This window comes from Pantoea sp. SGAir0418 (assembly GCF_043529865.1).
Genome location: NZ_CP027911.1, coordinates 222,568 through 234,939, shown reverse-complemented (window position 1 = coordinate 234,939; position 12,372 = coordinate 222,568). Strand labels below are relative to the sequence as shown.

Genomic DNA, 12,372 nt, shown 5'->3' with positions numbered 1-12,372 from the left:
CTCACCAGGTCATGTGCGATTGGGGAGATTATGACCACCAGTAAAGCGATCTATCATCAGGTTTTCAACATGAGGAGCGCAAAATGAAAACCTGGTTAATTACCGGTGCCAGCAGCGGACTGGGCCGACTGATGAGTGAACGTTTACTTGAGCGCGGCGATCGCGTGGTGGCAACGGTGCGCCGCGAGCAGGCGCTGGAAGATTTGCAGCAGCAATATGGCGATCGGCTGCTGGTGATGCGGCTGGATCTGGCCGAAACGGCCAGTATCGCACCGGCCATCGCCACCGCCTTTGCCCGCGTCGGGCGTATTGATGTGGTGGTAAGCAACGCCGCTTACGGTCTGTTTGGCGCGGCGGAAGAGCTCAGCGACGCGCAGATTGCACGCCAGATCGCCACCAATCTCACCGGATCGATCCAGCTGATTCGCGCCGTCATCCCGCATTTGCGCCAGCAGGGCGGTGGCCGCATTGCGCAGATCTCGTCCGAAGGCGGCCAGGTGGCGTATCCCAATTTCAGCCTGTATCACGCCAGCAAATGGGGCATTGAAGGTTTTGTCGAAGCGGTGCGCCAGGAAGTCGCCAGCTTTGGCATCGAGCTGCTGCTGGTGGAGCCGGGCCCGACCGTCACTAACTTCGCCAGCGGGCTGGATATCGCCGCGCCGCTCGACGCCTATCGTGATAACGCATCCGGTCAGTTCCGTCGGGCGATTGAAGCGGGTGACTTTGCTATATTGGGTGATGCCGGAAAATGCGTGGCGGCCACGCTGGCGACGCTGGATCAGGAAACGATGCCGCTGCGGCTGGCGCTGGGCAGCACGGCCTATCAGCACATCGAAGCCGCGCTGGAAGCCCGGCTGGCAGAACTGCGCGCGCAGAGAGCGCTGGCGTTTGGCGCGGATGCGTAACTTTGCCGTGTAACCTGGTTGCGCAGACCGTTATTAATGGCGGTCTGCGGCTGGTTAACACGGACTGGCTGACATCGTTGTCTCTTTTATTTACCTTAACCATAAAAACGATTTTTATTTTCGTTTTTAACGATATGCTTCAATAGATATTGGCATTTATCAACAACATTGCGGGCATTTTTAAACCCCTTTTCAAGCACCGCAATATTTAATGCATGGTCGTCATGGTTAAACTGCATTGGTTCGGTATCGCACATGTTAAAGGCACGCGTTGTCGCTTCTGTCCAGTGATGAACGCTTTCTCCGGACCAGGCAATATTCTCTTTAAGCATTCTCACTGGGTTCCCGCCCCAGCAGCTATTGGAGTGTATCGTTTTCCCCGCCACCAGACTCATGGCACCAATTACGCTGCCGGAGTGGATCGATGAACCTTTTAAAACCATCGCGTTTTGTCCGATCCACACGTGATCGCCGATATAAATGCTACGGGAATGATTGATGCGCTGATTATCCGCAATGTTATATATCAGATGAGGATCGGCGGTTCGCATCCAGATACCAAAGGAGAGACAACAATGATTGCCAATGATGATATTTTTTTCTTCTGAGAGAATCAGCGTTAACTTTTCATTGAAGTAATTATGTCTGCCGATGAAGCAGACCGAATTTGAGAATGCAATTATTTTAACGATGTAGGGTATCGCACTTTGGCTCAAATAAATGATTGAATTATCCGCCCGAAAATCCACTACGGAATCCTGCAGGACTACGCCCTCCTCACATATCAGAATATTGTTCTTACCATGAAAATTAATCTGGCTATTGATGAGTGTCGGTTCTTTACCGAGAAATTTGTTACCTTCAATAAGCCTGAGCTGCTCTGGATGTAATATTGTCATTTTTCGCTACGTGAGTCGGGATGGCCGTTTTCAAAGCGGCCTGAATCACGTCGATATTAAGCGTTGGGCATCAGAACAGCAGGCTGTGCGCCGTGGCGCGCAGCGCAATGCCGAGCAAAATGCCGGGCACGGCGAAGCGGAACAGGCGCGGAAAACGGCTGGAGAGCCCGAGGAAAATGCCGATGCCGGGCAGGTCGAAGGTCTGAATCAGCAGGCCTGCCGCGGCGTTGATGTTGTGCGCACTGTACTGCCCCTGTTCGACCAGTCCGGCAACCACGCCGTAATAGGCGGTACCGCCGGCCAGGCATTTGGTCAGCGCAGGCAGCACATACACCTCGGCGATATGCAGTTTGTGTAACAGCGGTGCCAGCAGCTGCGTCAGCAGCTCAATGGCGCCGGCACTCTTCAGGATGCCCACTACCGACAAGGAAAGGATCAGCATCGGCAGCGAACCGAGCGCGAGGCGAATGGCGTCGGCACCCGAGGTGTTGATGATGGCGATCAGTCCCGGCTTCGTGTCGCTGTTCTCCACGCCCTGGTCTTCATCGCGCAGCGCGACGTCGGAAAGTTTGCGGGCAAAAAAATGATAGGTTGAGGCGGCCGCCAGCACGCCGCCGCTGATGGAGAACAGCAGCGCGGCGCTCCAGTTGAGCCCGTCAGGAATCAGCGGATAAAAGGCGTTGGCCTGGCCCATCGCAAACAGCATCGCGCCATATGGCGGTCTGAAGTGCCGCGCTTCTCCATGATCGCCAGCGCGGCGAGCGGTGCGGCAAAACTGACAAAATTCAACTGGATGAGTGCGAACAGCGCCAGGCCGGTAATCCCCAGCGGCTTCAGTAACGGCGTGGCGTGGCGCACGACAAAATCCAGCACGCCTTTCACTTCGAGGTATTTCATGATGAATAGCATCACCACCATGATGGGAATCAGAGTGTAAAGCGCGACGTCGACCGCAGCTTTGCCCGACTCCATAATTATGCTGATGATATTCACGTGCTGACGTCGTCCCGTTACCGCAAAACGCTGGCCGCCGCGCCAGCAAAGCAAAAATCATAGCGGGTATGCGCGCTGTTGAGTAGTCAGCAAACAAAAAAGCCCCCAGGCGGGGGCTGCGATGATGGCGCGGAGGCGGTGTTAGCGCATGGTGACGAACTCTTCCGCCGCCGTCGGGTGAATCGCCACGGTGTTGTCGAAGTCTTTTTTGGTGGCGCCCATCTTCAGCGCCACCGCAAAGCCCTGCAGCATCTCATCCATGCCGTTGCCGATACCGTGAATACCCACAATCCTCTCTTCCGGCCCCACGCATACCAGCTTCATGCGGCACGGCTGACGGTGCTGGGTCACCGCGGTATACATGGCGGTGAACGACGATTTGTACACTTTTACCTGGTCGTCGCCATACTGCTCACGCGCCTGCGGTTCGGTCAGACCGACGGTGCCAATCGGCGGATGGCTGAACACCACGGTGGGAACGTTGCTGTAGTCGAGATGCTCGTCCGGCTTGTTATTAAACAGGCGTTCGGACAGGCGACGGCCTGCCGCCACGGCCACCGGCGTCAGCTCGACCGCACCGGTGTTATCACCTACCGCATAGATGCCTTTGACGTTAGTGTTCTGGAACTTGTCGACCTGAATGTAGCCTTTGTCATTCAGCGCCACACCGGTCACCGCCAGGTTGAGGTTATCGGTAGCGGGCTCGCGGCCAATTGCCCATACCAGGCAATCCACCGTCTGCTGCTGGCCGTTTTCCAGCTGCAGCGTCAGGCTGCCGTCAGCATTCCTGATCACCGCTTTCGGGATCGATTCGGTGTGCAGCGTCGGACCTTCCGCCTGCATCACTTCAACCAGCGTCTCAACAATCAGCGGGTCGAAGCTGCGCAGCGGCGCATGCTGACGCACAAACAGGTGAGTTTCTGCGCCCAGCGCATTCACCACGCCGGCCAGCTCTACCGCAATATAGCCTGCGCCTACCACCGCAACGCGTTTTGGCAGCGCCTCCAGCTCAAAGAAGCCGTCGGAATCGATGCCGTACTCTGCGCCCGGCACCTTTGGATGGCTGGGACGCCCGCCGGTGGCGATCAGGATATGGTCGGCAGTAATGGTCTCGCCGTTCACTTCCACCGTGTGGGCATCGACAAAGCGCGCGAACCCTTTGATCACTTCCACCTGGTTTTTACCCAGCACGTTGTCGTATGAGGTGTGGATACGGTCGATGTAGGCGCTGCGATTTTTCACCAGCGTTGACCAGTCAAAGCGATTAACGGTGGTATCAAAGCCGTAATCCGGACCGTACAGGTGAATTGCTTCGGCGATTTGTGCCGCATGCCACATCACTTTCTTCGGTACACAGCCGACGTTGACGCAGGTGCCGCCCAGCTCTTTCGCTTCGATCAGCGCGCACTTCTGGCCATACATCGCCGCACGGTTAATGGAGGCGATACCGCCGCTGCCGCCGCCAATGGCGAGGTAATCAAAATGTCTGGTCATCCGTTGTGTCCATCTGTTGGAGGAAAACTGGCATAGAGTGTAACGCCGCTTCAGTTACCGGCGCAAAGTTTGCACCTATGTATGTAATAGGGTTGAATGCCGGCAAGGGGTTGGCTCAAAGGAACTTATCATGCACCTGACATTTCTTGGTACCGGCGCGGGCGCGCCCAGCCTGCAGCGCAACGTCACCGCCATTGCGCTGACGCTGTCGAAGCGCGGCGAGACCTGGCTGTTCGACTGTGGTGAAGCGACGCAGCATCAGTTTATGCGATCGGCGCTTAAGCCCGGCAAGCTGGAAAAAATCTTTATTACCCATTTGCATGGCGATCACATCTTTGGCCTGCCGGGTCTGCTCACCAGCCGTTCGATGGCGGGCCTGACCGAGCCGATGACGCTGTACGGTCCGAAAGGATTGCGCCAGTTTGTCGACACTGCGCTCAGCCTGAGTGGCTCTTATACCGGCTATCCGCTGGAGATTGTCGAGATCGAAGCCGGTCCGGTGCTGGATAACGGTGAGTTTCGCGTCACTGCTTATGCGCTAAACCACGTGGTCGAGTGCTATGGCTACCGCATCGAACAGCATGATAAGCCGGGCTTCCTTGACGCACCGCGCCTGAAGGCGGAAGGCGTGCCGCGCGGCCCGTGGTATCAGGATCTGAAACAGGGCAAACGCATCACGCTGGAAGATGGCCGCGAGATCAACGGCGCCGACTATCTTGGCCCGGCCACCAAAGGCAAAGTGCTGGCGATCTTCGGCGATACCGGCCCCACCGAGGTGGCGTTGCAGCTGGCGGCGAACGCCGATGTGATGGTGCATGAAACCACGCTGGAAGCGGCGATGGCGGAAAAAGCCAACGGGCGCGGCCACTCCACTACGGTGCAGGCGGCCAGCGTGGCACAGCGCGCTGGCGCAAAACGCATGATCGCTACGCACTTTAGCTCGCGCTATTTGTCACAGGATCGGGAAAGGCTACTGGCAGAGTGCCAGTCGGTGTTTCCGGCCACCGAACTGGCTCACGATTTTGCGATATTTGAGGTGTAGCGCTTATTCCGGCACGATTTGCGTCACGCTGTAGTGACCGGTGCCGGCGGGCACCAGTTTCTGGTGCAGCCACGGCAGCAGCTCTTCCATCTGCGCTTTCAGCTTCCACGGCGGGTTGATGACAATCATCCCGGACGCAGTCATGCCGCGCTGATCGCTGTCCGGACGCACTGCCAGCTCGATCTGCAGAATATTGCGGATGCCGGTGGCTTCCAGATCCTTCAGCATGTGCTTGATCTGCTGGCGCAACACCACCGGATACCACAGTGCATAGACGCCGGTGGCGAAACGTTTGTGACCTTCCTGAATGCCTTTCACCACATCCTGATAATCGCTTTTCATTTCGTACGGCGGGTCGATAAGGATCAGGCCGCGACGGGTCGGTGGCGGCAGTTTGGCCTTCAGCTGCTGATAGCCATCCGCGCGTTCAACGCGGGCGCGCGCATCTTTACTGAACTCACTGCGCAGCAGCGGGTAATCGGTCGGATGCAGTTCGGTGAGCTGCAGCTTATCTTCGTCGCGCAGCAGATGGCGGGCGATCAGCGGCGAGCCAGGGTAATAGCGCAGCGTACCGGTTGGGTTGAGGTTGCGAATCGCCGCCAGATAGGGCTTCAGCAGCGCTGGTGCGTCCGGCTGCTGCCAGATACGCGCAATGCCTTCCAGATATTCGCCGGTACGTTCGGCGTGCTCACCGCTCAGCTGGTAACGTCCGGCACCGGCGTGGGTGTCCAGATAGAGGAAAGGTTTTTCCTTCTCCATCAGGGCGGTGAGGATCAGGCTTTCAACGGTGTGTTTCAGCACGTCGGCGTGGTTGCCGGCATGAAAACTGTGGCGATAACTCAGCATAAAAAAGAGGGGTCCGCGGTTGGATCAATGAAGTCGAATAGATCGTGTGTGGCGCGATTATAGCCGCGCCGCATAAAAATTGCTGACGTTTTACCATCCGCTTAAGTTTTCAGCGCGCGGGTCGCTTTAGCGGAATGCGACCGGTCTGGTAGAGAACTAATTTCACGTAGGGATAATTCGACTCTCGAAATTTTACCGCAGATTAAGTAAGTTAGTAGCCGAAAACGAAGCGGTCGCGAGCGAAATGCCAGGAATGCGTCTCTGGCAAGGAAACTTTTCGGCCATGGCCGTATAATTTTTTGCTTCAAGCATCCTTAATAACTCCTGGTGACAATAATGAAAAAAATGACTGGTATCGCGGTGGCAAGCCTGCTGGCACTGGCCGGCTGCGCGAAACAACAGCCTGTTCATAGCCTGGTAACGCCGCCCGCCGCCGACGCTCAGCCGATGGCTGAATCTGCTGCACGGCCTGACGGCCAGCCGTTTGTAACCGAAGCGCCAGCCCAGCCGGCCGCTGCCTCGTTCGCTGACGATCGCGCCAGCAACATTCAGCAGTGCCGTAAAGAGCTGGATGCCATGCGCCTCTACAGCCAGGCGTCTTACGACAGCTACCAGGCGGAGTTCCAGAAAATTGGCGCGCAGACCAACAAATATCTGCAGATTAAAGATTCGATTGGCGCGGATATTAACGATTTAGTCATGCCGCGCTATCAGTTCCAGATCCGTGAACTGTGCTTCCGCATTAAAACCCGTCTGTCACAGCTGATTATTCGCCAGGCCGGTTAACAATAACGGCGCAAGCCGACCCCTTTTTTAACAGCGCGACAACCTCGCGCGGTGGATGGCTTCATCTCAATTAACATATTGAGATGAGGCCTTTTGTTTTCTTAGCGGCAAGGAGCCGCGACTGGAGGTTTTGATGACACAGCGTCATCTGCTGGCGGTGCTGATTAGCGCGGCCTTACTGCTACCCGGACAGGCCGCGTCAGCGGCTGATGATGACATGCTGCGCGCGTTCAGCGAAGCAGCGCGCACCCTGCCGCCGGCACCGGCAGCAAAACCACAGCCACCTGCAAAACCGGCCGCTAAACCGGCGGCGAAAACCGTCAGCAAGGCAGAGAAAAAAGCCGCAACAGCGCCCGATCACAGTGCGGAACTGACGCGTCTGCGCGCGCGCGTGGCGGAGCTGGAAAAGCTGTCTGCGGCACCTGCGGTGAAAGCGGACGATGCGTTAAAGGCGCAGCTGGCTGCCAGCGACAAAAAACTGGCAGCGCTCAGCGCGGAGAAGCAGCAGCAGGAGAAAAACATCGCCACGCTGCAGCAGGCGTTGAAAGAGGCACAGCAGCAGCAAAGCGCCGGCAGCGCCCAGCTGACGAAACAGCTCAGCGACGCGCGCGCGGCGGCCACCCAGAGCGCCGACGCGCTGAAAGCGCTGAAAGCGGAAAACGACAAAGCGCTGGCGGCGTTGCAGGCTGAGAGCAAAAAGCAGCTCAGTGCCCAGCAGGCCGGGAACGATAAAAAACTGGCGGCGCTCAGCGCGGAGAAGCAGCAGCAGGAGAAAAACATCGCCACGCTGCAGCAGGCGCTGAAAGAGGCACAGCAGCAGCAAAGCGCCGGCAGCGCCCAGCTGACGAAACAGCTCAGTGACGCGCGCGCGGCGGCCACCCAGAGCGCCGATGCGCTTAAAGCGCTGAAAGCGGAAAACGACAAGGCGCTGGCGGCGCTGCAGGCTGAAAGCAAACAGCAGCTCAGCGCCCAGCAGGCCGGGAACGACAAAAAACTGGCAGCGCTCAGCGCGGAGAAGCAGCAGCAGGAGAAAAACATCACCACGCTGCAGCTGGCGCTGAAAGAGGCACAGCAGCAGCAAAGCGCCGGCAGCGCCCAGCTGACGAAACAGCTCAGCGACGCGCGCGCGGCGGCCACCCAGAGCGCTGACGCGCTCAAAGCGCTGAAAGCCGAAAACGAGAAAACGCTGGCGGCACTGCAGGCTGAGAGCAAAAAACAGCTCAGCGCCCAGCAGGCGGCAAGCGACAAAAAGCTGGCGGCCTTACAGGCAGAAAACGAGAAGGTGCTGGCGGCGCTGCAGGCTGAGAGCAAAAAGCAGCTCAGCGCCCAGCAGGCGGAAAGCGATAAAAAGCTGGCGGCATTACAGGCTGAAAGCAAACAGCAGCTCAGCGCACAACAGGCTGAGAGCGCCCAAAAACTGGCCGCGCAGCAGACTGCAAGCGACAAGCAGCTGAAAGCGTTACAGTCTCAGCAGACGGAAAGCGAGAAGAAGCTCACCGCACTGCAGACGCAGCAGGCCGAGCGTGAAAAACAACTCGCTGCGCTGGATAGCGAAAAACAGCAGCAGGCGCACAATCTGGCGCAGCTGACGCGGGAACTGGAGGCAGCGAAGCAGCAACCGGCCGCCGCGCCGAAACTTTCTGCCCCGAAAAGCGATGCCGAACGCGATGGTTATACGCTGGGTCAGTTCATCGCCAGCAATGCGGTGGTGCAGCTGCAGATGGTCAAAGACATCGGCCTCAGCATCAGTATGGATCAGCTGATTGCCGGCTTAACCACCCAGCTGCAAAGCGGTGATTCGCTGCTCGATGGAGAAGAGATGGCGCGCCGTTACGCCACCATGCAGGCTTCCATTGGCAAAGGACTGAACGCGCTGATTGAAAAAGGCTACGCGCAGCTGGACAAGAAAGTGGCGAAGCGTAAAGCGCTGAAGAAAGATCTCGGCATGCAGTGGTTTGCGGTGAAAAGCGTGAAAGGCAAACTGCTGCCGGACCAGCAGGCGGCGGTCAGCGTCCGCGTTACCACCCTGAGCGGCAAGGTAATCAATGATTTTTCGCACGATCAGGTGCCGTTCAACGACAGCCTGCCGCCACTGTTGCAGGAGGGCATGTCACTGACCGGTAAAGGCGGCGCAGTGGAAGGCTGGGCGCTGGCGAAAGATATTTACGAGCGCGAGCCGCTGCCACCGTGGGTCGCGCCGTATGATGTGATCCATTATCAGCTGACCATCAAATAACCTCTGGCCCGCCGTCTGGCGGGCTTTTTTTTCAACAATGCGCGATAAATCGCGTCGCTACTGATACGTGCACTTATTGTAGCGGCGCGATTCATCGCGCGTTTTTCTCTCTGCCCTTGCGGGTGGCATTGATTTTCCCCTCGTCTGGCCGCATGTTAGTAAAATTGCGCCGCGCCCCTGCGCGCGGCCCCACTCCATGATGAAAGGACTGCGCTTATGACCAATCCGTTACTCACGCCTTTTACGCTACCGCCTTTTTCCGCCATCAAACCTGAGCACGTGGTTCCCGCTGTAACTGAAGCGCTGAACGACTGTCGCGCAGCGGTGGAGCGCGTAGTGGCGCAGGGCGCGCCTTACACCTGGGAAAATTTAGTCCAGCCGCTGGCGGAAGTGGACGATCGCCTGGGCCGCATCTTCTCGCCGGTCAGCCATCTCAACTCGGTAAAAAACAGCCCGGAACTGCGCGAAGCCTACGAGCAGACGCTGCCGCTGCTGTCCGAATACAGCACCTGGGTGGGCCAGCACGAAGGCCTGTATCAGGCGTATCGCAACCTGCGTGAGGGCGAGAGCTACGCGCAGCTGGATACCGCGCAGAAGAAAGCGGTGGATAACAGCCTGCGCGACTTTGAGCTGTCCGGTATCGGCCTCGATAAACAGAAACAGAAACGCTATGGCGAGATCGCCGCGCGCCTCTCCGAACTGGGATCGGCTTACAGCAACAACGTGCTGGATGCCACCATGGGCTGGAGCAAACTGATCACCGACGAAGCCGAGCTGGCGGGCATGCCGGAGAGCGCACTGGCCGCGGCCAAAGCGCAGGCGGAAGCCAAACAGCAGGAAGGCTGGCTGCTGACGCTGGATATCCCGAGCTATCTGCCGGTGATGACCTACTGCGACAACGCCGCGCTGCGTGAAGAGATGTATCGCGCTTATTCCACTCGTGCCTCCGATCAGGGCCCGAACGCCGGTAAATGGGACAACGGCCCAATCATGGCGGAAGAGCTGGCGCTGCGCCACGAACTGGCCGAGCTGCTGGGCTTTGACTCGTTCGCCGACAAATCGCTGGCAACCAAAATGGCGGAAAGCCCGTCTCAGGTGATCGACTTCCTGAACGACCTCGCCAGACGCGCGCGCCCGCAGGGTGAAAAAGAGCTGGCGCAGCTGCGTGCCTTCGCCAAAAAAGAGTTTGGCGTGGATGACATGAATCCGTGGGATCTCACCTATTACGGCGAGAAGCAGAAACAGCATCTGTATACCATCAGCGACGAACAGCTGCGTCCGTACTTCCCGGAATCACGCGCGGTGAACGGCCTGTTTGAAGTGGTGAAGCGTATTTATGGCATCACCGCCAAAGAGCGTACCGACGTGGATGTTTATCATCCGGACGTGCGTTTCTTCGACCTGTTCGACGAGAGCGGCGAGCTGCGTGGCAGCTTCTACCTTGACCTTTACGCGCGCGAGCACAAGCGCGGCGGCGCGTGGATGGATGACTGCGTCGGGCAGATGCGTAAAGCCGATGGCAGCCTGCAGAAGCCGGTGGCGTACCTGACCTGTAACTTCAATCGCCCGGTCCAGGGCAAACCGGCGCTGTTCACTCATGATGAAGTGACCACGCTGTTCCACGAGTTCGGCCACGGCCTGCACCACATGCTGACGCGCATCGAAGCGCCGGGCGTATCCGGCATCAACGGCGTGCCGTGGGACGCGGTCGAGCTGCCGAGCCAGTTTATGGAAAACTGGTGCTGGGAGCCGGAAGCGCTGGCGTTCATCTCCGGCCATTACGAAACCGGTGAGCCGCTGCCGAAAGCGCTGCTGGATAAAATGCTGGCGGCGAAAAATTATCAGGCGGCGCTGTTCATTCTGCGTCAGCTGGAGTTCGGCCTGTTCGATTTCCGTCTGCATACCGAGTTTGATCCGGCGCAGGGCGCGCAAATCCTCGAAACCCTGCGTGAAGTGAAAAAGCAGGTTGCCGTGGTGCCGAGCCCGGAGTGGGGCCGCTTCCCGCACGCCTTCAGCCACGTGTTTGCCGGTGGCTACGCGGCGGGTTACTACAGCTATCTGTGGGCCGACGTGCTGGCTGCCGATGCGTATTCGCGCTTCGAAGAAGAGGGCATCTTCAACCGTCAGACCGGTCAGTCGTTCCTCGACAACATCCTGACACGCGGCGGTTCCGAAGAGCCGATGGAGCTGTTCAAACGCTTCCGCGGCCGTGAACCGCAGTTGGATGCGATGCTGGAACACTACGGAATTCAGGGATAAGCCTGCTTGTGAAGATCGGTTTAGTGGATGAAACAGGCGCCGGAGACGGCGCCTTATTACATTTGGCGCAGCGCTGGGGGCTGGAGCAGGACGACAGCGCCACGCTGGCGCTGGTGCTGACAGCGCAGCATCTGGAGCTGCGTAAAGTGGACGAGCCGAAGCTCGGCGGCATCTTTGTCGATTTCGTTTCCGGCGCGATGGCGCACCGCCGCAAATTTGGCGGCGGACGCGGCGAAGCGGTGGCGAAAGCGGTGGGCATCAAAGGGGATTACCTGCCCGACGTGGTGGACGCGACGGCGGGATTGGGGCGCGATGCCTTTGTGCTGGCCGCGCTGGGCTGCCGCGTGCGTATGCTGGAGCGTCATCCGGTGGTCGCGGCGTTGCTGGAAGATGGTTTGCGGCGTGGCTATGAAGATGCGGAGATCGGCGGCTGGCTGCGCGAGCGCCTGACGCTGCTGCATGTGGTCAGCCAGCAGGCGCTGAGTGATATCACGCCGGCACCGGACGTGGTGTATCTCGATCCGATGTATCCGCACCGGCAGAAAAGCGCGCTGGTGAAGAAGGAGATGCGGGTGTTTCAGTCGCTGGTGGGGCCGGACGAAGATGCCGATGCGCTGCTCGAACCGGCGCGCCGTCTGGCGAAGAAGCGCATCGTGGTGAAGCGCCCGGATTACGCACCGCCGCTGGCCGGCGTCGCCACTCAATCGGCGGTGGTGACCAAAAGCCACCGTTTCGATATTTATCCGCCGTTGTCGTAAGCAGTCACTATGGCTTAGCGGCGTGAATCATCGCGTCGCTGCAAGCCATATAATTTCATATCATGACGATGCATAACGTGGATTGTGCATAGCCATAAGTTAACTGGTTAAAACTCATATCTTTACTGTCTTCCGCCCGGAAATTCACTCCTTC

Annotated in this window: 9 protein-coding genes and 1 pseudogene; 6 read left to right on the top strand and 4 right to left on the bottom strand. The window is 58.3% G+C overall.

The genetic code is table 11. From position 1 onward, the window contains the following. Positions 1 to 83: 83 nt before the first annotated feature. On the top strand, positions 84 to 905 hold the full coding sequence (locus C1N84_RS00985; RefSeq protein ID WP_058775168.1) for an SDR family oxidoreductase: 822 nt from the start codon (positions 84 to 86) through the stop codon (positions 903 to 905). 95 nt (positions 906 to 1,000) lie between these two features. Here C1N84_RS00985 and C1N84_RS00980 read toward each other — a convergent pair whose 3' ends face one another. The 3 genes and pseudogenes from C1N84_RS00980 to gorA all read right to left on the bottom strand — a co-directional run bounded on the left by C1N84_RS00980 (position 1,001) and on the right by gorA (position 4,291). Continuing rightward, a complete protein-coding gene (locus C1N84_RS00980; protein WP_264441876.1) occupies positions 1,001 to 1,804 on the bottom strand; it encodes an acyltransferase in 804 nt (267 codons plus the stop codon). A 70-nt stretch (positions 1,805 to 1,874) separates the two neighbouring features. Continuing rightward, positions 1,875 to 2,797: pseudogene (locus tag C1N84_RS00975) on the bottom strand (nucleoside recognition family protein). Positions 2,798 to 2,938: 141 nt separating this feature from the next. Continuing rightward, positions 2,939 to 4,291, bottom strand: a complete 1,353-nt coding sequence (gorA, locus tag C1N84_RS00970; protein ID WP_264441877.1) for a glutathione-disulfide reductase — start codon at positions 4,289 to 4,291, stop codon at positions 2,939 to 2,941. Between the two features lie 130 nt (positions 4,292 to 4,421). Here gorA and rnz point away from each other — a divergent pair, with 130 nt between their 5' ends. Then, positions 4,422 to 5,333 (top strand): ribonuclease Z, encoded by a 912-nt coding sequence (gene rnz / locus C1N84_RS00965; protein ID WP_059012345.1) that lies wholly within the window; start codon positions 4,422 to 4,424, stop codon positions 5,331 to 5,333. 3 nt (positions 5,334 to 5,336) lie between these two features. Here the strand turns inward: rnz and C1N84_RS00960 are convergent, their stop codons facing one another. Next, a complete protein-coding gene (locus C1N84_RS00960) occupies positions 5,337 to 6,179 on the bottom strand; it encodes a 23S rRNA (adenine(2030)-N(6))-methyltransferase RlmJ (RefSeq protein WP_021508100.1) in 843 nt (280 codons plus the stop codon). A 336-nt stretch (positions 6,180 to 6,515) separates the two neighbouring features. Here C1N84_RS00960 and C1N84_RS00955 point away from each other — a divergent pair, with 336 nt between their 5' ends. The 4 genes from C1N84_RS00955 to rsmJ all read left to right on the top strand — a co-directional run bounded on the left by C1N84_RS00955 (position 6,516) and on the right by rsmJ (position 12,218). Beyond that, positions 6,516 to 6,965, top strand: coding sequence for a flagellar basal body L-ring protein FlgH (locus tag C1N84_RS00955; RefSeq protein ID WP_021508101.1), 450 nt, complete (start codon positions 6,516 to 6,518; stop codon positions 6,963 to 6,965). Between the two features lie 133 nt (positions 6,966 to 7,098). Then, positions 7,099 to 9,201 carry a hypothetical protein gene (locus C1N84_RS00950; protein WP_264441878.1) on the top strand — a complete coding sequence of 701 codons (2,103 nt, stop codon included), beginning with the start codon at positions 7,099 to 7,101 and terminating at the stop codon, positions 9,199 to 9,201. A gap of 216 nt (positions 9,202 to 9,417) precedes the next feature. After that, entirely contained in the window at positions 9,418 to 11,460 is a 2,043-nt protein-coding gene (gene prlC / locus C1N84_RS00945; protein WP_059012341.1) for an oligopeptidase A, read from the top strand. Positions 11,461 to 11,468: 8 nt separating this feature from the next. Then, complete coding sequence (rsmJ, locus tag C1N84_RS00940; protein ID WP_021508104.1) at positions 11,469 to 12,218, top strand: 16S rRNA (guanine(1516)-N(2))-methyltransferase RsmJ; 750 nt, start codon at positions 11,469 to 11,471, stop codon at positions 12,216 to 12,218. Positions 12,219 to 12,372: the final 154 nt, after the last annotated feature.

Coding starts and splice junctions, on each gene's coding strand:
- C1N84_RS00985 (WP_058775168.1), top strand. CDS start 84: ATGAAAACCTGGTTAATTACCGGTGCCAGCAGCGGACTGGGCCGACTG.
- C1N84_RS00980 (WP_264441876.1), bottom strand. CDS start 1,804: ATGACAATATTACATCCAGAGCAGCTCAGGCTTATTGAAGGTAACAAA.
- gorA (WP_264441877.1), bottom strand. CDS start 4,291: ATGACCAGACATTTTGATTACCTCGCCATTGGCGGCGGCAGCGGCGGT.
- rnz (WP_059012345.1), top strand. CDS start 4,422: ATGCACCTGACATTTCTTGGTACCGGCGCGGGCGCGCCCAGCCTGCAG.
- C1N84_RS00960 (WP_021508100.1), bottom strand. CDS start 6,179: ATGCTGAGTTATCGCCACAGTTTTCATGCCGGCAACCACGCCGACGTG.
- C1N84_RS00955 (WP_021508101.1), top strand. CDS start 6,516: ATGAAAAAAATGACTGGTATCGCGGTGGCAAGCCTGCTGGCACTGGCC.
- C1N84_RS00950 (WP_264441878.1), top strand. CDS start 7,099: ATGACACAGCGTCATCTGCTGGCGGTGCTGATTAGCGCGGCCTTACTG.
- prlC (WP_059012341.1), top strand. CDS start 9,418: ATGACCAATCCGTTACTCACGCCTTTTACGCTACCGCCTTTTTCCGCC.